Origin of the sequence: cyanobacterium endosymbiont of Epithemia clementina EcSB (assembly GCF_029919255.1) — a bacterium.
Classification (GTDB): Bacteria; Cyanobacteriota; Cyanobacteriia; order Cyanobacteriales; family Microcystaceae; genus Rippkaea.
Genome location: NZ_CP123991.1, coordinates 789,984 through 814,998 on the forward strand (window position 1 = coordinate 789,984; position 25,015 = coordinate 814,998).

General features: G+C 34.8%; 14 protein-coding genes and 1 pseudogene. 6 read left to right on the forward strand and 9 right to left on the reverse strand.

Features of this window, described 5'->3' with window-relative positions; all coding sequences use genetic code 11:
* Nucleotides 1–772 precede the first annotated feature (772 nt).
* Together bchL and P3F56_RS02620 are read left to right on the forward strand one after the other, a co-directional pair.
* Nucleotides 773–1,642 carry a ferredoxin:protochlorophyllide reductase (ATP-dependent) iron-sulfur ATP-binding protein gene (gene bchL / locus P3F56_RS02615; protein ID WP_281153255.1) on the forward strand — a complete coding sequence of 290 codons (870 nt, stop codon included), beginning with the start codon at nt 773–775 and terminating at the stop codon, nt 1,640–1,642.
* A gap of 237 nt (nt 1,643–1,879) precedes the next feature.
* Complete coding sequence (locus P3F56_RS02620; RefSeq protein WP_281153256.1) at nt 1,880–3,268, forward strand: ferredoxin:protochlorophyllide reductase (ATP-dependent) subunit N; 1,389 nt, start codon at nt 1,880–1,882, stop codon at nt 3,266–3,268.
* 741 nt (nt 3,269–4,009) lie between these two features.
* Here P3F56_RS02620 and P3F56_RS02625 read toward each other — a convergent pair.
* The 3 genes and pseudogenes from P3F56_RS02625 to P3F56_RS02635 form a co-directional block, all read right to left on the reverse strand.
* Nucleotides 4,010–4,159, reverse strand: coding sequence for a hypothetical protein (locus tag P3F56_RS02625; RefSeq protein ID WP_281153257.1), 150 nt, complete (start codon nt 4,157–4,159; stop codon nt 4,010–4,012).
* A 432-nt stretch (nt 4,160–4,591) separates the two neighbouring features.
* Nucleotides 4,592–5,740 (reverse strand): SpoIID/LytB domain-containing protein, encoded by a 1,149-nt coding sequence (locus P3F56_RS02630; protein ID WP_405054762.1) that lies wholly within the window; start codon nt 5,738–5,740, stop codon nt 4,592–4,594.
* A 575-nt stretch (nt 5,741–6,315) separates the two neighbouring features.
* Nucleotides 6,316–6,499, reverse strand: a pseudogene (locus tag P3F56_RS02635) (response regulator); the annotation flags it as partial.
* A 344-nt stretch (nt 6,500–6,843) separates the two neighbouring features.
* Here P3F56_RS02635 and P3F56_RS02640 point away from each other — a divergent pair.
* On the forward strand, nt 6,844–9,360 hold the full coding sequence (locus P3F56_RS02640) for a DNA gyrase/topoisomerase IV subunit A (protein ID WP_281153258.1): 2,517 nt from the start codon (nt 6,844–6,846) through the stop codon (nt 9,358–9,360).
* Between the two features lie 1,829 nt (nt 9,361–11,189).
* Here P3F56_RS02640 and glgX read toward each other — a convergent pair.
* Both glgX and P3F56_RS02650 read right to left on the reverse strand, forming a co-directional pair.
* A complete protein-coding gene (gene glgX, locus P3F56_RS02645) occupies nt 11,190–13,277 on the reverse strand; it encodes a glycogen debranching protein GlgX (protein ID WP_281153259.1) in 2,088 nt (695 codons plus the stop codon).
* Nucleotides 13,278–13,617: 340 nt separating this feature from the next.
* Nucleotides 13,618–14,058, reverse strand: a complete 441-nt coding sequence (locus tag P3F56_RS02650) for a SufE family protein (protein WP_281153260.1) — start codon at nt 14,056–14,058, stop codon at nt 13,618–13,620.
* A 420-nt stretch (nt 14,059–14,478) separates the two neighbouring features.
* Between P3F56_RS02650 and P3F56_RS02655 the strand changes: the two genes are divergently transcribed.
* The 3 genes from P3F56_RS02655 (at nt 14,479) to P3F56_RS02665 (ending at nt 17,522) form a co-directional block, all read left to right on the forward strand.
* On the forward strand, nt 14,479–14,859 hold the full coding sequence (locus tag P3F56_RS02655; protein ID WP_281153261.1) for a DUF7682 family zinc-binding protein: 381 nt from the start codon (nt 14,479–14,481) through the stop codon (nt 14,857–14,859).
* 105 nt (nt 14,860–14,964) lie between these two features.
* Nucleotides 14,965–16,143 carry a cysteine desulfurase family protein gene (locus P3F56_RS02660; RefSeq protein WP_281153262.1) on the forward strand — a complete coding sequence of 393 codons (1,179 nt, stop codon included), beginning with the start codon at nt 14,965–14,967 and terminating at the stop codon, nt 16,141–16,143.
* 95 nt (nt 16,144–16,238) lie between these two features.
* The gene (locus tag P3F56_RS02665; protein ID WP_281153263.1) at nt 16,239–17,522 is read left to right on the forward strand and encodes a pentapeptide repeat-containing protein; all 1,284 of its coding nucleotides are present in this window, start codon (nt 16,239–16,241) and stop codon (nt 17,520–17,522) included.
* A 2,648-nt stretch (nt 17,523–20,170) separates the two neighbouring features.
* Here the strand turns inward: P3F56_RS02665 and P3F56_RS02670 are convergent.
* From P3F56_RS02670 to P3F56_RS02685, 4 genes are all read right to left on the reverse strand, one after another.
* Nucleotides 20,171–21,571 carry a DUF2079 domain-containing protein gene (locus P3F56_RS02670; RefSeq protein ID WP_281153264.1) on the reverse strand — a complete coding sequence of 467 codons (1,401 nt, stop codon included), beginning with the start codon at nt 21,569–21,571 and terminating at the stop codon, nt 20,171–20,173.
* An 802-nt stretch (nt 21,572–22,373) separates the two neighbouring features.
* Nucleotides 22,374–23,654: a hypothetical protein gene (locus P3F56_RS02675; RefSeq protein WP_281153265.1), complete on the reverse strand. Its 1,281-nt coding sequence runs from the start codon at nt 23,652–23,654 to the stop codon at nt 22,374–22,376.
* Between the two features lie 7 nt (nt 23,655–23,661).
* A complete protein-coding gene (locus tag P3F56_RS02680) occupies nt 23,662–23,907 on the reverse strand; it encodes a hypothetical protein (protein ID WP_281153266.1) in 246 nt (81 codons plus the stop codon).
* Nucleotides 23,908–24,479: 572 nt separating this feature from the next.
* Nucleotides 24,480–24,761 (reverse strand): hypothetical protein, encoded by a 282-nt coding sequence (locus P3F56_RS02685; protein WP_281153267.1) that lies wholly within the window; start codon nt 24,759–24,761, stop codon nt 24,480–24,482.
* Nucleotides 24,762–25,015: the final 254 nt, after the last annotated feature.

A 25,015-nucleotide genomic window follows, 5' to 3' on the forward strand; every position in this document is an offset into this window, starting at 1 on the left:
TGCGCTATATAAAATACCTAATAAAGTTGAGATAGCTATTAATATCAGCACTATCCATCCTGGAAAAAAGCTCAGGATCTTTATTCCTCTCAATATATAGAACGTAAATGTTATTAGTAACAATATTATGAAAAGATAAAGTACGGAGGTAGTCTTGGAACGAGTTGATTTACTCATAAACTATAGCAGCACAAAGAACAATAATGATATTAATACAAGGTCGGCAGTATATCATCAGCTTACATTGTTTTACAATTATATCAATCTTCTAACCATAATGTATAGTATTTTTTCTACAAGTATCAGTGAAAGTGAACTTCTGATTTATAAACACTGTGAAGATTTTTTGTAAAAGACTTGGGTCCCCAACCATCTTCAAAGACTTTTTCTCTTAAAACCTTAAGTCTTATCTGTGAAAAATTAAGGTTAAAGTTTAATACTTAAGCTTTAATATTTTTTAATTAAAAATCGATAGCTTTTCTTTAAATTAATTGAAATTAACTTCGTTAATTTACTTTTTTTTAAAAAAAATCATAAAAATTTATATTATTTTATACTAAGGCTTTTAGTCGATATAAATTTATGATAGATTACTTATCTTTTTAAAAAGCTTTCTAAGACTCTAACGTCTCTAGAACTGATCTTTTATTTCTCGGCAAAATAGTCCATAATTCGATCAATGAGATTAACAAAAGAAAGCTGCTGTTGATCCCCAGTTAAAGCAGCTATAAGTAAACAGCCATTAAGAGATTTCTTAAGGAGAAAACGAACTTTGACTTTGACACTCGCGGTTTACGGTAAAGGCGGTATTGGCAAATCTACTATAAGCTGTAATATTTCTACAGCATTAGCCAAACGAGGAAAGAAAGTCTTACAAATTGGTTGTGATCCTAAGCACGACAGTACCTTTACTCTAACTGGGTTCCTTATTCCTACTATTATTGATACCCTGCAAGAAAAAGACTTTCACTACGAAGACATTTGGCCTAAAGATGTCATCTACAAAGGCTATGCAGGAGTCGACTGCGTGGAAGCTGGTGGACCTCCAGCAGGGTTAGGTTGTGGAGGTTACGTAGTTGGAGAAACTGTTAAATTACTCAAAGAATTGAATGCATTTGATGAGTATGACGTCATCATATTTGATGTGTTGGGTGATGTAGTTTGTGGTGGGTTTGCTGCACCGTTGAATTATGCAGATTATTGTTTAATTGTGACTGATAATAGCTTTGATGCCTTGTTTGCTGCTAACCGCATTGGTGCTTCAGTTCGAGAAAAAGCAAAGACTTATACCTTACGTTTGGCAGGGTTAATTGGAAACCGTACTTCTAAGCGTGATTTAATTGATAAATATATCGAAGCAGTTCCTATACCTGTGTTAGAAGTTTTACCCTTAATTGAGGATATTCGGGTTTCTCGTGTTCAGGGTAAAACTTTGTTTGAAATGTTAGATAAAAATCCCTCTCTTGAGTATATTTGTCATTACTATCTCAATATCGCTGACCAATTGTTAGCAATGCCAGAAGGAGTGGTTCCGAATAGTGTTCAAGATCGGGAATTGTTTACTCTTTTATCTGATTTCTATCTTAATCCTCAAACCCCTTCTAAGAGTAAAGAAGAAAAGTTAGATTTTATGATAGTTTAGTTTTTTAGCATTCTCTTTAAAACGATTTTAGATAAGGTCTTAGACCTTATCTACGAACTAGTATTTGCAAAAAAATTGATCTAAAAATGAAGATTTAAGTTCTGAAGTTAGATTTTAGTCCTGACTAAAAAAATCAAAAAAAGAGCAAAAAAAATAAAATTATTTTCATGATTACCATTGGCAACTAAAAAACTAGAATAAATCAGACAAAAAATTCAACCAAGAAAACTGTAAATTATGACTGCTACAAACCAACCTACTGCCTTACAATTTGACTGTGAAACTGGGAATTATCATACCTTTTGTCCCATTAGTTGCGTAGCTTGGCTATACCAAAAAATTGAGGATAGTTTCTTTTTAGTTATTGGAACTAAAACCTGTGGTTACTTTCTACAAAATGCCATGGGGGTAATGATTTTTACAGAACCACGTTATGCAATGGCAGAGTTGGAAGAAGGAGATATTACCGCCCAATTAAAAGATTATGAAGAACTAAAAAGATTGTGTTTACAAATAAAACGTGATCGAAACCCTAGTGTTATTGTTTGGATTGGCACTTGTACAACCGAAATTATAAAAATGGACTTGGAAGGGTTAGCACCTAAATTAGAAGAAGAAATCGGTATTCCGATTGTAACTGCGCGCGCAAATGGCTTGGATTATGCCTTCACCCAGGGGGAAGATACAGTCTTAGCAGCAATGGCACATAAGTGTCCCAAAGAGAAAGAAAAAGAGAAACGTAATGCTATCCATAAACTGCTTAATTTTAGACAAAAGAAAAAGAATTTAACGCAAGAGAATTTGGAATATATAGATCATCCTTCTTTAGTTTTATTTGGTTCTCTTCCTGATCCAGTTGTTACCAATTTAACCCTAGAATTGAAGAAACAAGGGGTCAGAATTTCCGGTTGGTTACCCTCTAAACGTTATACAGAATTACCGGTGATTAATGAGGGATATTATGTTAGTGGGGTTAGTCCATTTTTATCACGTACTGCAACAACTTTGATGCGCCGCCGTAAGTGTAAATTAATTGGTGCGCCCTTTCCTATTGGCCCTGATGGAACCCGCGCTTGGATTGAGAAGATTTGCTCAGTATTCAATATTGAAACCAAGGGTTTAGAGGAACGTGAAGCGAAAATTTGGGAGAGTTTAGAGGATTATATCAAATTAATTCGTGGTAAGTCTGTCTTCTTTATGGGAGACAATTTATTAGAGATTTCTTTGGCACGTTTTCTAATTCGTTGCAGGATGACTTGTCCTGAAATTGGAATTCCTTATATGGATAAGCGGTATCAAAAAGCCGAATTAGATTTGCTTGAAAAAACTTGTCAAAACATGGGGGTTCCTGTTCCTAAAATTGTTGAAAAACCCGATAATTATAATCAGATTAAACGCATTTATGAGTTAAAACCTGATTTAGTTATTACGGGAATGGCACACGCTAATCCCTTAGAAGCAAGAGGAATTAATACGAAATGGTCCGTTGAATTCACTTTTGCTCAAATTCATGGATTTACTAATGCACAGGATATTCTAGAATTAGTCACCCGTCCTCTACGTCGCAATAATAACCTAGAAGAATTAGGCTGGGAAAAATTAGTCAAAGAAGAGGCTAACATTTAGTTTTAATTGTGGGGTGAGCATTGCCAGTCCTACAGGTTATGTAGTGTTGATAATCAGCAATAATATGTGACTATTCTAAAATAAGCATGATTAATCGGTAGATGATAAGTTCTAAGATTTTTATCCTGAGTGTATTTTATAACGCCAAAAACTTGATTGCTATCAAGCTCAATTTGATAGGATTTTGGGAAGCTTGTAAAGCGAGACTTTTAGCTTTTATTTACGGCAATCTTAATTATTGCTGGGCCGGAAGAGCTTAATATTTTTATATCTTCTAAAAAATTGTTAATAAGTAAGTAAATTTAACTAAATTAAAAATAAGAAGGAATCAACTCAATTACGATAATTTATCCATGCTCTACAGGAAAAAAAGCTAAAAACACTGTAAATAGAAAGGAATAAATACAGCGATTATTATTAATAATAACTAAGTATATATAAGTACTTTAGTTAAAGTAAAACTGAAACATTTTTTGGATAAAAGTTGTATTTTTTCTATAAAGTTGTGGTTTTTAACTAGATTTAATACAAGTAAAAGAGCACAAAGTAAGAGCTCATCTACTCGTCATACATATATTTTAAAAGTTAAACAACTTGGACAAAATAGCTAGACAAAGTATTGTCCAAAAAAGTTACTTTTAAGAAGTACCAATTAAGGCAATATAAATTAAACTCTGAATACTTAAATATAGAGATATACAATGGTTTATTTTTTACCTCTAGTAAAATAGAGCTACTTACTTAGTATCGCTCTAGTTGAAGTTCAAATTGAGCTAAGATAGCTGTCAAATTAACCAATGCTACTTGCCAAACCTCATCTACTGACTTACTAATTAATAGCCATGTCTCAATTCTTTCGGGATAAGAAAGGATAACTAAATTACCAGCCACAATTTTATAAGAAAGAATTTGGATATTGTCAACGAAAACAGTTATAGTAATACTTATCTAGTCGAGTAGCAACCCCAATGCCTAGCAACGTGTAATTATCTCTGTTAGTCTTCTTTGTTCTCCCATACAGATTTTACAGTCATAAAAATATGGTAAGTAGGGTTATCGCCACAATATTATCTCAAAGAATAATTCCCATCAAAGAAAACAACAGAATAAAACACCAAGTAAATAAAAATCATACTAAAAAGAGTCTAATAACCATATCGATAATATTCGAATGACTTTATATCTCTATTAGATAGAGATACAGTTGATTATCAAATAATCTTACTTTGACTAACTAAAAAGTGAGCTAAGGTCTAATTTTTATAGAATTAAACGATTAATTAACCTTGCTCACTTGATGAATATCACCACACTGACCAAACTTTAATTTAAGGTCGTTAACCGTGCATTTTGATAGTAATGGCTGACAATTTGGTCATAGGAGATACCTTGTTCTGCTAGGTAATGACTGCCCCATTGACTCAGACCAATACCGTGCCCATAACCCCTACCATCAATTTGAAATGTTTCATCATTGGCAGAAACAGTAAATAAGGTACTTTTAAGATCGAGAGCTTTTCGTAAATTGTCATCAGTAATGTTTTTAGAACCGCGAGTTCCTACTACTTTCAGGGTAATAATGCGTCCATGAGGGGTCGTTCGTTGGGGAATTAGTGATCGTACTGCTCCTATACCGCCGATGAGTCGTCCCATTTGACTAGCACTAAAAGACTTACGCCATTGGAAAACGGGGGCAAGTTGATCGTAGTCCACTACACCACGCAGATAAGGTAGAGGAGAACTCCAGACATCTTCAACATTTTCGGTATGACCTCCAGACGAAGAATGGAAGGCTGCCAAGATGACCTTGCCATTGTGGGTTAATACCTGACCGGCTGTTCCATTAACCGCTTCATGAGTCGTGACGAATTCTGTTTCTAACCCCTTATACACTTGAGTTTTAGTGGTTGTGTCAAGATCGTAGTAACGATTTTCTGCCTTAGAACTTTTGTAGAGAGCATAGGTGCGGGCAACCACAGCTTGAGATTTGAGGGCTTCTATGGGCCAGGTTGGATAAGCTTCTGACCCCACCACACTGTAAAGATATTCCTCTAAATCGACCAAATTAACTGCCGTTACGCCATGTCCCTGACGAATTAATCGTACCTTGCCCCGATACCAGCGATCACCGATCCAAATAGAGCCGTTTTTAGTAGGTTCAATGATAATTTGACTAGAATTCCATTGATCGAGATTCACTCCACTATGATGAGGTTTCACGATAAAAGCCTCTAAATGAGTCAATTCTCCCAATTTACGTCCTGATCCATCGCGGACTAGAGCAGGGGTAGAACTTCCCACCTTGAGGGTACCAACACCTTTTTCAATAGCAACTCTTAATTCAGTAGCTCCTTGAGCTGGAAGACTCAAAATCATCCAAATTAATCCTATTAACCAGCTATAGCGTCCCAACAAAATCTGTGAGAGTTTGAATGTCCAGACTCTAGAATATAAATCATGGTTTTGTGACATTTACTTGTTTTCCTCACACACATCCACAAATATAAAAATCTTATCGCAAAATTCAAGAGATTTGAGAGGTGATTACACATACTGAGAAAACTTCGGATAGATAGCGTAAATAAGTTTAACTCTGTACATAAATTACTGTAAACAAACTAAATTAACTATTTTTATGCCATTTTCTTGACTAATTAGTGATACTTTGCCTCAATACCAACGATCACCATTCTAAAATAAAGCCGTCTTTGGTAGGTTCAACGACAATTTAATTGGAATTCCAATCAATGGAATTCATTCCACTACGATGAGGTTTCAAAGCAAAAGCCTCTAAACTGAAGTCAATTCTCCTAATTTGCAGTTTGCCCCATCGCGGACTAAAGCAGGAGTAGAAATACCCACTTTTAGAATACCAACGCCTTTCTTAATAGCAACTCTTAAATAGAGTCCTTTGTTTGTATGAGCCTTATATCAGAAAAACAGGCAACTTTCCAGTGAAAGACTTAGCTTTAAGACGCCGAATAATTGCAAATCTATCCCATCTAGTGCCTATTTTTAATAGAACAGGCGCTAGATGGGATAGAGAGATAAACACTATAGAATAGGAAAACATCCATTGAGCTCATGTCAACTTCTCTCTCTTTAACTATTCTTAATTATTTCCTTGACATTCTCTATTCCTTTGACATCCAACTCACCACGTTTGGTGAGAGTTTTAGAGGACACGCGAAAGTTAAGGGGATCGTCTTCTACGATCAGAATGCTTGTCATAGACCCCAAAGGCATAAAGATAGATTACTGATTTTTAGTGATTTGGGTAAGATTAAAGAGACTATCGAGCTGCTCCAAGAAACAGGAATGACTCTATCAACTTGATATCTGATTGGAAATCAACTCCCACAAACTACGTTAAATAAGCCCTGCCGGACTAACCCCCTAGCTCTAAATTAGGAGGGGATTCAAGTTTTTGGGTAATATCTTAATAATCAACGCGAATTGCTAATGGTCAGCCTACATTCGATGCAATTTATCCACAAGTTGCTTAGTGATCAAGTTAAGTTAAATTTAAGGGCTCTTATTGTAAACCGACAGAACATTCTTATCAAGAAACTTCAATGACAAGACAGCTAAACGTATTACGGACGGGTCAAATTATCCCAACCGCATTGCATACAGAAATGCAACGCTCTTATCTTGAATATGCCATGAGCGTTATTGTCGGGCGGGCTTTACCTGATGTTCGTGATGGACTTAAGCCCGTCCATCGGCGGATCCTCTATGCAATGTATGAATTGGGATTAACCCCAGATCGCCCTTTTCGTAAATGCGCTAGGGTAGTTGGAGACGTGTTAGGAAAATATCATCCTCATGGTGATCAAGCCGTATATGATGCCCTGGTGCGGATGGTACAAGATTTTTCGAGTCGTTATCCTCTCCTATCAGGTCACGGAAACTTTGGGTCAGTGGATAATGATCCTCCCGCGGCAATGCGCTACACGGAAACACGACTGGCCGCCATTGCTGAGCGCGGGATGTTGAACGATATCAGTGATTCAACTGTTGATTTTACCAATAATTTCGATAATTCTCAACAAGAACCCGTTGTTTTACCAGCTCAACTTCCCATTTTACTCCTCAATGGGTGTACCGGAATTGCTGTGGGGATGGCGACAAGTATCCCCCCCCACAATTTAGGGGAATTAGTTGATGGTTTAATTGCTCTGATCGATAACCCTAATATTTCTGATGAGAAGTTATGGAAAATTATTCCTGGTCCTGATTTTCCCACTGGAGGGCAAATTATCAACACAAACGGTGTGAAGGAAGCTTATGCGACAGGACGCGGCATAATTCCTGTTCGGGGAGTGACTCGTATTGAAACCCTCAATGTAGGACGACGACGACGCAAAGAACGCACTGCTATTATCGTCACAGAATTGCCTTATCAAGTCAATAAGTCTGGTTGGATTGAAAAAATGGCAGATCTGGTTAACCAAGGAAGCCTAGAGGGCATTGCCGATATTCGGGATGAGAGTGATCGCACGGGAATGCGGGTTGTTATTGAATTAAAACGAGATGCTAACTCCAACACTGTCTTGAAAGGACTTTATAAAAAAACTGCTCTACAGAGTAATTTTGGAATGATTTCATTAGCTTTAGTGGATAATAAACCATGCCAGCTTTCTTTACGTCAGTTATTAGAAGAATTCTTAAAATTTCGAGAACAAACTCTAACACGGCAATATGGCCATGAGTTGAAAGAAGCACAAAACCGTGTCCACTTATTGGAGGGGTTGTTAATAGCCCTCAATAATCTTGATCAGGTGATTGACATTCTACGAAATGCTGCCGATGGAACTACTGCTAAATTTAGGTTTCAAAAGAAATTAGAAATTAGTGATGCTCAAGCTAACGCTATTTTGGCAATGCCAATGCGTCGTCTAACAGGGTTAGAACAGGAAAAATTACAGGCCGAATATCATGAATTACAAACTCGTATTAATAAATTACAAACTCTATTAAATGACCGTCATGAACTGTTAAAAACTCTTAAGAAAGATCTACGATCACTAAAACGTAATTTTGGTGATCCTCGTCGCACTAAAATGGTTACTCCCACCAAAGACACGAAAGCTAAATCAACAAAAAGTGATTCTAAACCCAAATCATCTTTCTCTAAACAAGAGAATAATTCGGAAAGAAAATCACAATCTTCGGAGTTACCCCAACCATTAACCCTCTTTTCTTTTCAAAAACCCCCTGAAGATGCAATCTTAGAGATTACCCATAGTAGTGAAGCAGCTTGGCGATTGCCTAAAATTAAAGGACTCAATCACCTTGTTTATTCTGAAACCATTGGACAAAAAACCGAGTTAATAGTAATTACCGATGCCAGTAAAGCTTATCCTATCACCGTATCGGAAATTCCTCCTGTTACGATTCAATCAATTTCTCTGTTGAGTCTTTTAGCAAAAGGAACGCAACGAAATGTAAATCGGATTATTTATTCAGGTTTTCTACCTCAGCAGTTGGAAAGTCAAGATTTATTATTATTAACCAAACTCGGACGTATTAAACGTATTGCAATGTCCCAATTGGCCAGTCTAACCAATCGAGGATTAGTGTTGGTGAAACTTAAGGACGGTGATCGTCTTGACTATGCTTGTCCTACTCAAGAAGGGCAAGAAGTAGTGATTGCTACTTCAGGAGGACGTGTATTACGTCTCTCAGTTACTGATGAGATGATTGGCGTAATGGGACGAAATGCTCAAGGAAATCAGGCGTTAAAATTCCGTTATGGAGAAACCATAGTTGGTTGTGTTACTCTGAATTTAGAGAAAGATATTCTCTTAATTTCAAGTCTTGGTTATGGTAAACGCTTGTCTTTAAAAGACATCAGAGCGGGAAAGTTGGGGGATATTGGTCATCAATGTCTACAATTCAAAAGTAAAACAGATGGTTTAGGGAGAATGATATTGGCTAAAGACGAAGGAGAAATTACATTACTCACCAATCAAAACCGTTCTTTAGTCGTGCCAATTAGTTCGATTCCATTTTTGGGTAAAGATGGCACAGGGGATAGGTTAGTCAAACTTCAATCAGAGGAAATAATTATTAATGTATTAAGTTGACTTAATCCCTTGTCGCACTGCTGTACTCAATGTGGTAACAGAAAAATTTTGTGTTTTGTAAGATAAGTTAGGTAAAGGCTTTATTGTTGAGAGAAGTTTTTCTCTGTGACGTAACCCACTCTAATAGTTGATTATGCAGTTTGTACCAGGCTGCCAAGAGAGTGAACTTTGCTAACGTGAGTTCAATTTAAGTTTAGGGAAAGCATTTCCTAATCCGGTCAACTACGATTATTTTGTAGAACTTATATCCTAAGTAAGGATGTTAATATGTTATTTATTATTAATTGACAAAGAAAAAATAACAAGAACTCCTATAGAAGTATCCTACTTCTATAGGAGTTCGCTACTAGGCTTACAGTAAAACTACCCAGTTTTTGAACACTTAGTTAAGTAGACCAAAATTATGTGGGATAGCATAATAATTTAAACTACTAATCATAACGACAGTGCTAAGTTGTTAGTTTTTAAGTTAACTCCAGAAAACACAGATGACCTTGAGTAAACTCATGAATGAGTTTACTCAAGGTCTAAGATGATAGATTACTCAGAATTTTTAAAAAACTTGACTAATGATAATAAGTTAAATTTTAAATTTCTTCTTTTAATCGCTCTGGCTTACTATAGCAATTTGTTTTTCTCCAATAGGGAGGATAAACTTTTGTTCTGATCGGCTTTAATCGCACTCTAAATCCTTCAAAAGACCATATATATATTTTGTCTTTTAGATATTTTTTTCGATTTTTGTAAATTTTAAAAGTAAATTTTTAATAAATTTTTCTTGTTCAATAGATTCTACTATTCTATATTTTGGTCTTTAACTCCGACAAAATATTTAATTTTTTCTAACTGCTTATATTCTCTTTAGTTTCTTTCTTGTATTTTTATATATATAAAAGTTACTTTCCTTTATGTTCATATTCATCATACTAGTATCGATTTTAATTAGTTAATTAATAGTTAAAGTCGTTTATAAATTATAAAAAATTTGTTTTTTCTTCGTTGTTTTAAAAAAATAATTTCATTTTTTAAATAGAATTTATTTTTTTAAAACAAGTATATTTTTTAGATTTTTTAGGCAAAAAATATCTTTTGAATCCAGACATATGTTCTGTTTTTTAACACTACTTAATTTGTTAGGTTAATTGAGTTAACAAATTAAGTAGTTGCCTAGATTACGAAAAAAATATTGAAATTAATTGATAAATTTTTACTTTGTAAACGTTCTTTAATTAAATCGACTTTAATACACCTTCTAAATTAAATATTTGAACAATCTAAATGTTTATAATTATTTTGTTAACTTTTTTGTCCGACCGATTGCTTATTCCTATTTATCTCAAATATTTTCTCTCAATTGAGAATAAAAAGGTAATCTAGCCCGGCCTTCTACTGTTTTATAAAAACTGTTTTAGTCTTGATTACTGGCAGTTACTATCTCAGATAATTTTTGACTAATCGTTAACCTCATCGTATACTGCGTTTTAAAATTTAATCAAACTAACGCAGGTAGAAATTTCAAGTTGTACAATGATTATTTTTACCTACACACTAACAACCACAATAAAAAAGTAAATATTTACTTTTTCTAGAAAACTCCCCCAAGACAGAATACCGATAGTAGATTATGACATTCCCAATGCTCCCCATATGATGTATTACTATCGATGTAATCCCGTTCGTGAAGTTGTTGGTTATATGGGTGGCACTTATATAAGTCACAATTGTATAAATCTGCTAATGGAAGCTGCTCAAGAACTCTTGAAGTGGACATCAGTTGAAACTCTAGTCATCATTCATCAGTAGTAACCTTCAAAGACAATCAACTTTTCCTAAAGTATAGCTTTAACCATCAAAACCACAGAGGATCGCCCTCGAACATGATAGCTGTTAGTTTTAACAGGATAAGCTGCATCCAATTCGCAGAAACTATCAGATAAAGGTAACGCTGTGTCAATGATACGATGCCAACAGTCTCCGTGATCTAAAGCGGGCAATTCGAATTTCAGGGATTTCCAATAAGCATTCAGCATTACGTACAAATGTTCATCCGCATCGGGGTGGCGTATACTAAAAGCCAAACAACGCGAATGGTATGACCAGTCAGGGTGTCTTAATTCAGTTCCATGCCAACTAATCTGAGGATGATGAAGATTAACATAACTGACTTCTAAACGTTGTTCTTGACGGAATAATTCTAACCCTTGGGTAAAGTGAATTAATTTTCTAACAAAACACCATAAATCAAATTGTCGATCCACATCGTCCCAATCAAACCAGCTCAATTCGTTATCCTGGCAATAAACATTATTATTTCCTTTCCGAGTTCGACTCACCTCGTCCCCCATCAAAATCATTGGGGTTCCCTGGGAAATAAACAGAATGGTCAGAAAATTTTTAATTTGTTTTGCCCGTAAGGCATTAATTCTAGAATTATTGGTCTCCCCTTCTACTCCACAATTCCAACTAAAGTTATCATTGCATCCATCGCAGTTATTTTCCCCATTGGCTTCATTATGCTTTTCATTATAGGAAACCAAGTCATTAAGACTAAAGCCATCGTGACAGGTAACAAAGTTAATGCTACGATTGATATCTATATCCATGCGGTGATAAATATCAGGACTGCCCAGAATTCTTGCTGCTAGACGAGGAACTATCCCTAAATCTCCTTTTACAAAGCGACGAATATCATCTCGAAATGGTCCATTCCACTCGGCGAACCAGTCCGCTAATTCTACAAATCGACCTACATCATAGAGTCCGGCAGCATCCCACGCTTCAGCAATAAGTTTAGTTCCCGCTAAGACAGGATCAGATTCTACTACCCATAATAAATCTAATGCCTGGCGATCTTTAATGGGAGTCCCACTAGCATCCCTAGTCAAAATTGAAGCCAAGTCAAAGCGAAATCCATCAACATGCATTTCTGATACCCAGTAGCGCAGAGAGTCTAAAATTAAACGGGCAACAATGGGATGATTCCCCCTAAAAGTATTACCACAACCGCTATAGTTTTTATAATGGGCCAAATTATCAGCTTCTAGAATGTAATAAGTTGCATTATCTATCCCCCGAAAACAAAGGGTCGGTCCTCGTTCGTCCCCTTCTGCAGTATGGTTAAAGACTACATCTAAAATTACTTCGATTCCTGCTTTATGTAATGCTTTGACCATATCTCGAAACTCGTGAAGAGGTCCCAGAGAACTTTTGTCAGAACTATAGATGCGGTGAGGAGTAAAAAAATTAATGGTACTATAACCCCAATAATTTATTAGTCCAGGCCTGGCATCTTCAGAATCAAAATAGTGAATTGGTAATAATTCAACCGCCGTAATGCCTAAATTTTTGAGGTAGGGTATTTTTTCAATTAATCCAGCATAAGTTCCTTGTTTATAAGGTTCTACGCCAGAATTGGGATGACGGGTAAATCCTCCCACGTGCATTTCATAAATAATACTTTGAGAATAGGGAATGCGTAAAGGGTAATCATCTTCCCAGTCATAATTGCTGTTGTCAATAACAACATTCCGTAAAGCTTGGGCACAATTATCTCCCGGTTGGAAAGCAGCATTACGATTGTAGATGGAAGACCCGACAATGGCTTTACCATAAGGATCTAAAAGAACTTTATTCGCATCAAACCGATGACCACTGTCCGGTTCAAATGGACCATGAACTCGATAAGCGTAAACTTGTCCAGCTGTTAACCCAGCTACGAAAATATGCCAATAGTAGTGGGTACGGTTTGTTTGTCGTTCTAAAAGTAGGATATGTGAGGGCTGAGGAGCATTCTCTTTCTTAAAGAGAAGCAATTCAACAATTGTGGCGTGTTTGGAAAAAAGACAGAAATTAACACCATCTGGATAAACGGTAGCACCAAGAGGGTAACTTTCGCCAGGTCGGGTATTGAGGGTCATGGTGCAATTTATATTTCAGACGTTGCAGAAGTTACTTACAATTGGAAGTCTATCTTAGGTTTACAGGTAATTACTTTTTTGTTTAGTATTTTTTTAGATCGATGAGCAAAACAGTTTAGATATCATCGGTAACAATTACAAAATAATAGGAAAAACCAGTTTTTATCAAACTAGTTTTTATCGAAAAGTACAAGTATTAGGATACTAATTAAACTTAGATAACTGCTAATCATATAATCTATTTTGATCTACTGTAAATCATGATGTCTATTTCTTGTAAGTTGCTAAACATACAATATCTTAACTGATTTTCCCCCTAGTTATTTCTAGGGGGATAGCTCTATACTGATGTTTCTTCTTGTAGTTCTAGAGCTTTCTTTTTCATTAGTTGGAAGATATTATAAAATCCATTGGCACGGGAAGGAGTGAGGCTAACTTTTAACCCTGTATCTTCAATAAAATCAGGGGTAACTTGCAAAATTTCAGCTGGTGGTAAACCATTTAACCCCTCAATTAGAAAAGCAACTAACCCTTTAACCAATTGAGCATCAGAATCTCCCGAGTACCAAACTTTACCATCTTTCAAGCTAGCAGTAATGTAAACTTGAGAGACACAGCCTTGAACTTTATTCTTGGGTATTTTACTCTCTTCTGGCATTGATTCTAGCTTCTTGGCATACCACAGCAATTGTTCATAGCGTTTTTTCGGGTCAGAACGCTGTTTAAATTTCTGGACAATCGCATCAAGGTTAGGGGGTAACGAGATTGGGAATGATGACATAATTCTAGCTTTTAAGTAGTAAACGTTATTTACATTAAATCTCACTATAACTATGCTACCTACTTCTGAGAATCTATGATAATAGACTAATTACAGCAAACAGTTTCTAAACCTCTTCTAATAAATGGATTATTATGACTTTTATTGAGAAGAACTTTACATGAATTTAACTTAGAATATATACGTTTAAATCTTGACCAAAGAGGATTTTGTGAATTAGAGATGATGAAATTATCTTAGTATCTTCCCAATTTCTTTGCCTGGAGATAATAAGACCTTGTATGCTGAACATATATAGAAATGTGGGTTACGGGAATACCTCAATATTTTTTAAAGAGAAGATATTGAGAGGCTAGGGTGCGTCGAGGTGTTTCATTTTAACAAAATAGGCTATAAATATTTTATAGATAAACAATTATTATGTCGAGAAGAAAAAAGCTCTTTCCGTGTGGTCATAAAGGATATGGTCAACGGTGTCACCGATGTGCTCAAGCTCAAGTTGCTTGGGAACGAAAAAAACAAGATAAAAATGCTTGGGAAGACAAGTTCGATAAAGATCCCATTAATTTGAGAACCTTACCCAGAAATGTTGTCCTTAAAGCCCGTAAAATTCTTAAAGAATTAGCCAATCGAAAAAATTATCGGGAATTTCATGGGAAGCGACTTAGGCATGATCGTTTTGTCATTAGTATACCTGTAACACGACATTATCGTTTAATTTGTCGTGATCAGGGGAATTTACTAGTCCCAGAAGCGGTCATTTCCCATGAAGAGTATAATGTTTGTAAACCTGGCCATTAAGTAAACCTGTCCATTAGATATTTAAGTTTTTTTAAATCACTCTGAATTGTTTAATCTTCAAGTCAGCTTTTTGTCTTACTTCCGACTATTCTCACTGGTGAAATAATGCAAATTTATCTTGACTATAGTGCAACCACGCCCCCTCGCCTAGAGGTGATAACTAAAGTCCAGGAAATTCTAAGACATCAGTGGGGGAATCCTTCAAGTTTGCATACTTGGGGACAACGGACTGCTACTATCGTCGAAACTGCTCGATGTCAGGTAGCAAGTTTAATCAATGCTCCTAATGTTGACTCCATAATTTTTACATCAGGGGGGACAGAAGCTGATAACTTAGCTTTGTGGGGAATAGCCAAACAATATTCTACTCCCCAACATTTGATTATTTCATCAGTTGAACATTCTGCTATATCAGAAACTGCTAGACTTTTGAACCAAAGAGGATGGCAAGTGACGACATTACCCGTTAACGATAAAGGACGAGTTAATCCGTTAGATCTCAAAGAGGCTATCCGATCAGATACAGTACTTGTTTCTACTATCTACGGACAAAGTGAAGTGGGAACAATACAACCTATTAAAGAATTGGCACAAATTGCTCATTCGTCTGGGGTACTTTTTCATACCGACGCAGTACAAGTAGTCGGTAGATTACCCTTAGATGTGCAGCGTTTAGGGATAGATTTATTATCTCTCTCAGGTCACAAAATTTATGGAATTCAAGGGGCAGGAGCCTTATATGTGCGTCCAGGGGTGGGAATTTCTCCTTTATTGGGAGGTGGAGGACAAGAAAGAGGGGTACGATCAGGAACTCAAGCTGTTCCGGCTATTGCCGGGTTGGGAGTCGCAGCTGAATTAGCTGCCTCAGAAATGAATTGGGAAACTCCTCGCTTAACGAAATTACGCGACCGTCTTTTTGATCTGATGGCTGAGTGTCCTTACCTAATTCCTACAGGTGATAGATTACACCGTCTACCTCACCATGTCAGTTTCATTGTAACTGATCTATCAAGTAATGATAACCGAGAACAAATAACTGGGCAAACTATCGTTCGTCAACTTAATTTAGCTGGAATTGGCATTAGTTCTGGTTCGGCTTGTCAGAGTGGTAAATTAAGTCCCAGTCAAATTTTATTAGCCATGGGTTATTCTAAGAAAGAAGGATTAGGGGCAATTCGACTTACATTAGGACGGGGAATTACCTCAGAAGATATTGAATGGACTGCCATAGTCCTGAAACAGATTCTTAATCGGTTACTGCAACCATTGGTTTTAGAGTGTTAGGCTTTTTTTACCTTAAATAAGGGAATTCATTATATATCTATAAAAAGGATAGTTGTTATCTTGTTATCAATTCACTGGTTAACAGTCAATATTTTATGTCCAAAACCCCTGAATCTCATTCCTTCGACGAAACTCCGAACCGTTTGGCAGAGCAAAATGGTAAAAAAAACACCTTACCTACTACAATAGGGACGACTGTTTCCTCCAACTCATCAACTCAACTTTCGCAGAAGACTCTATCTAATATCGCACAACCTCAACCCTTATATTTGTACGAAGTGAAATCCTCTAACCCTTGGTTACTTTTAACCGCAGCAGCAATTATGGGACTAGGATTAGGATTTAATATTTCTTGGTTAGGATTGTCAGCGGGAGTTATTGCCTTATTGCTATCTTTACAAATTATCGTACCGTCGCTTCGAGATTGGGTGATTCGATATTTAAGCCCCCAGGAACGTGACACTTTGATCGGATTTTTGGTGTTTATTCTGGCGATCACTGGACTGGCAAAATATGTTGGCTTTTATCAAAAAATTGGAGATTGGCTTAATCAGTTTAAATATGATGAATTTGGCTCTTGGGCTGAATGGGTAGGGGCATTGGGTCAAATCATGATTGCCTTACTCGCAGTTTACATCGCCTGGGCTCAATATGTCATCTCCAAAGATTTGACCATCCAGCAAAACCGTATTACTCAACAACAAACTATTGATACCTACTTTCAAGGAATCTCCGATCTAGTTCTTAATGGAGAAGGAATGCTTGAAGATTGGCCGCAAGAACGTTCTATTGCTGAAGGAAGAACGGCAGCTATTCTCAGTAGTGTTGATGAAGTAGGAAAAGCAAAAATTCTGCGTTTTCTGTCCCAATCAAAATTATTGACCCCCTTGATGCGAGATGGTCGATTGGGCCGACCTATACTTGACGGTTTTGGAGGATACGCTGAAGATCGAGCTCATGGGGTACGAGTAATTAATTTAGGGGTGATGTTGGCAGGGACAAATTTATCGGGTCAAGATCTACGCTGGACGGATTTAAGTGAAGCCAATATGGTACGTGCTGATTTAAGTTGGTGCGATCTTGTCAAAGCCAATTTATCCCGAACTGTCCTTTATGATGCCAACTTAAAAGGGTCAAATCTTAAGGAGACTCGTTTGTTTTATGGCTCTGTAAAAACTGCAAGTCCCCGTTCGCGTAGCTTTCCCCCTAATTACGAAACGGGAGCTTATACAGGAGTTGTCCTGGAGAATTGTAATCTGATGGCAATCCAAAATCTCACTGAAGAACAGCGTTATTATTGCTGTGCTTGGGGAGGAGAGAAAACCCGTGCAACTATTTCAGGGGGATGTTATGAGATTCCCAACAAATTAGATCGGTAAACTACCCTACTTGCTATGGTTGAAGTTTGGGCTTCCAATCTAATTTATTGGGTTTAAGAAACAAGAAATCTTACTCTCTAGCCCTCTCACACCTCCTCCATTAGACGTAGTGGTAGTTCATAATTACAATTCCGTAGATCTGCCTTAATTTATAAAATTTGTTGACGTATTTATGTCTCAGTTATAGTCAATGTGGTAATATTAACAAGTCCAGTTTCTAAACTTAAAAAGTAAGTTATTAACGTGATTTAGACATATATAACAAGTTTCAGGGCTAGATTACCATACCTTCTTAAAAAATCACAAAAAATTTAATCAATGATAATAAGTTAAATTTTCAATTCATTCTTTCATTTGACTGACGATATCCTAAAAATTAGGCAAAAATTCCTCTATTTCATCGATTTTTTGGAAATACTAATTAAATTAATACTTATTCACTAATGTCCATAATCTTTCTGCTGACTTTAACTCTGGAGAGTAAACTGATAAATATTCTCTAGTAATTCCTGAATAAATTTTTATCTTTTTACTATTAAACTAGCCACTGTTGTCCTTTATTAATTCTATTAACAGGTTCTTTTTAGATAGCTCTATACTTGTAGCCAAATATTTGCAAACTAAATTCAGTCATTTTATATCTACTCTTAAACTTTAAGATTATCAGATTCCTCTAGTTAGTCATTTGATAAGTACTATTTAGATATATATATACTAAATAGTACTTTAGACTTTTATTTTGATTGGCTTAATTTTAAATAAATAGCTATTTATTTAAAATTTTATGTTTTATATTTATAATATAAACAAAAGTATCTGAGATTTTCAAAGTAATCCCGTCTTCCTTGTTGCCAAACTTTTTTACACATTTTTTATCTAACGAATTATTTCAGTACATATTCATATCTCTTTATTAGTCAGTCTTAATTTTAATTGATTGATTAACTTGTTAAAAACAATTAAATTTTAAAAATTTGTTTCTTTGTCTTTACTTCAATTTTTTTTGATTTTTTAACTATATATTGTATATATTGACTGTAAGCATAATTTCTTTTTATAGCAAACGCACTATTTTCGAGCGTTTATACCTAAGATACTTTCAAAAGTAAATACCATCTTCTTACTTCTACATAATTTTTACTTTGTCTAGATACTTATTTTTTAGTTTAAATGAACTAACATGCAGAGCCAAATAAGATTTTATAGGTATTCTTTTTATCTAGATTGTTTCCCTCATATCATTAGTAGGTTTTTACAGGTATATTTAATACTACTACCTTTTTGTTTACGAGACGATTTTTATTGTGTATACCGCAAATTGCATTGATGTTTGACTAAATGCTTAGACCTATTTAAGTTTAATATGAGTTAAACAAAAATTTATGGGAAGAAAGAGAGGCAGCAGCCCTGTGCTAAAAACAGCATTTATTGAGACCTGGTGCTATGAATATAAAAGATTATATCTAGCTTACTGAAGTCTTTTTTTAGATATAACAGTTTTTATTTGAATCAATTAAAGTAAGAAAACAAAAAGAGTAAAGCCGTTAATGACTCACTAAAATATATCTTTCAAATTAAATATTTAAAAAATCAAAATATTTTAAACTGTTTTGTTTACCTTTTTGCTCGACTGATTGCTTATATCTATTTAACGAAAAAATCTTTTCTCTGTTTAGAGTTAAAAACAACAATAGCAGTCTTGATTATCAATGGTTATTATTTTCGATAATCGTTAACTTTGTCGTATCTTGACTAAGATGTTGAAAATAACAACTGCGTTTTTAAATCTCGTTAAACTCATGTTTGATTGATGGGATTATTGGATGTTCTGCAAAGTTGTGAGAAAAATATGTTTAAATTACCTAGATAAATCAGGCTTATATTTCTGGTAAGCCGTCATTTATAGTTGGCTTATTCCCCAGAATTGAAACAAATAGTAAAAAATCGAAAAAAATGAATAAGTCGGTGAATTATCCATAACTATACAAGCCCCTAGTCAGATTTATTGTCTTAGTACTTCTGTAACAGAAGTTAGATAAGTTTCTTTATTTATCTATTTAAAAAAAAGAAAAGTAATCTAAAAACTAAATATAAATAATGTTCTAATAAACGTAATATATCAACAATAATTAGAATATTTTCTATAAGGATTTTCCTTTAATTACAATGTTGAAGTGATTATTTATAGTCATATAAAGTTTATATTTATCAATGTAAACTAGGCTTTAAAATACAAATAATTTAAATATCTTATTTTTCTATTACTAAAATTAGAACAATAAATACTATTTTTTGTGTAAGTTAGTACTTAGTTATTATCGGCTAATATTGCTATATTTTGTCTAGTACTTGTTTTATTCCATTAAGTCGTTATGCCCCAATTATAAGAAGTTTTACTCGGCTATAAGAAGAAAGTAGTTTTATATTTTTTATTGCTTACTAATGCATGCATAAATATACGATCAACAAGACTATAACTGACTTTAAAACACTGAGCCCAAAATAATTTTTACCTGTTTAGATAATAACTTCTGAATGACGTACCTTAATTGTTCTTTTACTTTTTCATAAGTATATTAGTCTATATACTCTGATGTTTTAGATGATTGAGTTATTAAAGTTTTGCTTTAGTATAATTGTAGTTTATTTTACTCTATATCCCAATTCTGCTTAAACATAAAAACATTATCTTGTTCATGAATAGAAATAAACTTTCTATTTTTTCTTATTTTTTTGACTAAATCAATAACAGTTTTTCTGGATTTTGGCCAACTCGGATGACGAACATTGAGCATAATATAGTCAAAATTATTAATGTCAATAGATTCCGCATCTCTAATCCCTAATTTCACTACAGGACGATGGGTTAAATGGGGAGCAATTTGAGGGGAGGTTAAAACTCTCACCTTAGGAGGGACTAACTCTACTCCTTGTCTCATCGCAAATAATGTGTCTAATTGTTCTAAGTATTTTGAGCCAAAATAACTATATTTAGCTAATACTAAAAAAGTAATTAAAGACCAACAGATTATTATTTTATGATATTTTATTATTTTTTTTCTAGTTGCTAATGTATAAATATTTGACAATAATAAAAAAGGTATAATGGGCAAGGAATATTGATGAACTAAATCTTTTTGTGGTTGATAATCAGTTAGTAAATTTAATCCTAACTGAGGAATAGCTGCAACCATTGGAGTTAAATGACTGAAAGATAATCCCCAAATTACCGGACAAACTAATAGGATTAAATATTCAAGATTAGCCAAAGTGAATATTTTATTTAAAAAAATACCAGGATTTAAAAAAAAGTTTTTTAAAATTTCTCCGACAGAATCTCCTAAAAATGAATAACGTCCTAATGCGGCAACTTTCTCTCCACTAAACTGAGGAATAATGACTTGAGTTGTGATTAAAAACCAGAAAACCCCTAATCCTAATGCCGTGCTACCACAAAGACGTTTTCTTTCAAAGAACAATAACCATAGTCCCATAGCCGCAACGGTTAAGGACAGTACAGCTTTACAACTCAAAATAATAATAATTGCCGATAAAAATCTATAAAAATTATTATTTTTTGCCGCTAAAATTGCCCAAAATAAAATAGGTAAAGCTATGACTTCTGAATGGAAATCAAATATGTTGAGATTAAACACTAAAGGATAAAGTAAATAAACTGCTGACATAGTTAAAGCCAAATTTTTTTGTAGTCCTGCTTTTTGTGCTAGTCTATAAACGGGTACTGCACCGAAACTAAGAGCGACCGCTTGTATAGCAAATAACCAATGTACATTAGGATAAATTACATAAAATAATGCCAAAGGGTAAAGAATAAAAGCGGCATGATCTCCTAAAATGTGATTATCGACAAAAGAAACTATTGGCGTGTTTCCTTGACTAATCAAAAAAATTGCTTGATCAAACCAACCCAGATCTAACGCATTCGATTGAAATAAAAAATGACGTAAACTTGCGCAGAAGAAGAGTATAACGGTACTCATACCAGTAATAATCCAAAGCCAGAAAAGATTACTATCTTTCTCTTTCATAAGTCAACTATAACCAAAATAAAAATGCTATTACAGCCTAACTATTTTAGTAAAAAATACAAAAAAGTTAAATAAAATTAAGTGATAGGGGGATATAGAAACTTTTAGTTGTAGCGGCCGACGGAAAACTACGAAAGAGTACTCTGTAGACATAATCTAAATTTACAGTGACTTTTTGGTCAGCATTGTATATATTTAATTACTTTTTTGTTCCCTTGACTACTGAAGACATCCCTAATTTATCTCAAATTAGTGACAGTGGATAACTAATATGACATAAATTTTAGAGATAACAACTGAGACTCGACTGAATGAGATGATAACCCGGTCAGCAGAAAATAACGGGTTAGAAGTAATAGTAATTAGGTAAGATTAAAATGTGTAAAATAGGAAATTAGTTGAAAAAAAGTAATCACTAGATACTAGCATCCATAAAAATTATGTTAATAGAATTATAAGAGCAATAGTCAAAGAAAAATGGATGCAAGGAAAAAACAAATTAAAATAAGTAAAAAACGAATTGAAATGACGTTTTACTTCGATTTTTATACTCATTAATGAGAATAAAACTTATGGTAAATTGCAAGCATATTTGATCCTTTATTAGGAACATCTCGTTAGTTATATTTAGAAACTGTGACTCCCTACGCCATAAAGATGCCATAAAAAAATATAATCAATCTATTAATAAATGATCCAACTTTATTGGGGCAAAAATATTAGACCTAAAATGAAAATCTTTTTTTTGAACAAAGAAGACTAAATATTCCAAAATGTAATATTGTTGACAATTATCGATTATCTATGCGACCCAAAGATGTTGAGCGAAACGAATTGAAAAACTGACTAATAAAACAGTACAGAACCCGATCATAGCATATCCCCAACGGGGATAATTTGAGAATAACACTCCTAACCCTAGGCTTAGAGAAACAATCCCATAAGCCAAACGACTCAAAGAGATGGTACCACCAGATGCTAACAACAATCCCAAGGCCGAAAACCCATAAGCAACTACAACAAAACTGAGCTGATTGCGTAAGTGCCATAGTAAATAAATTCCACCTAAAACGGATATTGTATTGAGCAAAGGATCACCAACTAATAACCATAATAGAAACAGTAATCCACAACAACTATAATCGAAACGAGTTGCTCCTAGACAATCGCGATAATGCCATAAGCTATAAGCAATCGCACTCATTAGTAATAATAAAAAAGGATGCAATAGATCCCATAAATTCTCATAACGCCACTGATTTCTTCCTGTGGTAATTTCAACCAACATAGTCCCCCATCCTTGCCAATCAATACCATGACCACGGTTCCATTGGGTATGCTGAACTGTGATAAATGCCAAAGGATCATTAAACTGTATCCAGCAATAGCTACTATACAGTAAAATTCCTAACGCACTACCAAAACTTGTTAGATAAGCCGTAATGGGGACGCGTTTGTACCATGCTGTGAGGAAAAAGGCGGGAATTAAAGCTAATCCTGTAATGCGGGTTGCAGTTGCCAACATGCCCCACGCTGCAGCTTGTAGGTAAGACTGGCGATCAAAAGCCCACAAAGAAGCGGTGCTTAAAAACAGAAATAGTCCTTCAGTATAGACAACTGCAGTAAATAATGAAAGGGGACACCAAGCTAAAATAGTCGTTGTCCACTGTGCGGTCTTAATGCCATTTGTCCGTTCTACCCAATGAAAAACAATAAATAATGTTCCTAAAAAGGCTAAATTATTAATCAATGTTCCCGCCACTTCTGCTGATAATCCTAAACCCATTACAATCCTGATGGTTAAGGGGAAAAAAGGAAAAAAAGCTACGTTAGCTCCCGGTATAGTTCCGATACCGTCATAATTGGCTGTAGCAATTTTTTGATAGAAATTACTATCCCAGGCAGAAAACACCTCCCAACCCCATTCCGTCTTAATTCCACCTGAAGGGGCTTCAAGTAACGGGGCAATCCCTAACATTCCTACAAGAATTAATCCCCGACTCAATAGCCAAATTCCGATAATAAACCATAAGGGTTGCCAGAAAAATTGTCCTAACTGCTGAGCACTGACTCTTAACTTCATCTTTGTCTTAATTGGAGACTCCTAGGAGAGTTACTAAATCAATGTGACTCTGAAACCGCGCAATTTTTCCTTTACAAATAGTGAGAACGTGAACCCATTTGTTTTGAAGAAATTTAGCCTTAAGCTGTTGTTCTAAAGTCAGTCGATGCCGTCTAATCCACTCAGTTAATAAAAGACTTAGCAAACTGTAATCTCCTTCTTCTGTGACTTTGCAGAGTTGTTTGACGATTACTAAGTTTTTTGATTCATCCATGATCTTTACTCATGATCTTTACTACTTCACCGTCTTTCAATTTTAGATTGATTTAGAACTTCTGAGATACAATCAGTGATTTTATTTGAGTTTTAAAGAAATCTTAAAGATGGTCTTTAAAAAGGGTAAGCCTTAAGAACAATTATTTCTACCAGAAAGTAGATTATCCAAAATTAACCCATATTTTTTTAACTTATATCAATTTTAACTTGTAATTTCTTGGCGTGAATTGTACCATGAGAACATAGTGAGTGCCTAACATTTTACCTATAACCAAGGAATCCTTTAATTTACAGTCTTATATTGGGGCAGTTTACTAAAATAAATTACTAGTTTAGGTCAAATTACTAGTTTAGGTTAAAATTTATAGACAAATATTAAGGTATAGATTGTCGGAATCAAGTTTGAGTTGTTTGAGGACAACACTATTTTCATCAATCCCTTCAGCTTTATGCAAAAATGGAGTACGGAAAAACTGAGTCTAGGTTATGACCATTATTTGGAATCACTTCTATCTTTTTACTAAATAAAATAATTGAAACAGTCATAGGATAATCCTCCCTCATCGGGTCTCATTCAAATCTAGCTTGTTTGCGTAACAACTCGCCAATGGTCATATCTGTTTGAGGTTTTCTATTAAGGACTGTTCCGACTTTAAATTTTTGAAATTGAACTTTTGTAAAATGATAACCTTCTTCTGGTAAAGAAATATAACCTACTCCAGTCCCCAATTCTGGGACTTGTTCGAGTTGAATTTTGATAAATTCTTCCAAAGTCCGATTCTCTTGTACGTTTTTAGCATTCACATAAACACATAAAAACCGCGATAAGGGCTGACATTCGTTCTTCTTCACAATTTCAGTTGAAGGAAAGACCCCGCTTTCGCCATTATCAATGGCAATCGCCTTTAGTTTATCTTAGTTCTATTGATAATTTAAGAGTAGCTAAAGTAACCCTAAGTATTAGGTCTTGAGTAACCCTAATTAATAATGCTTCATCATCCTTGCTAAAAATATAATCTGAGCAACTTTCTGTTGCTTAACCCATGATTGCTTCGGTGAAATAATTATTAGGTTGCTGAGCTTTTATCTGGACTATCAAGAGTTAA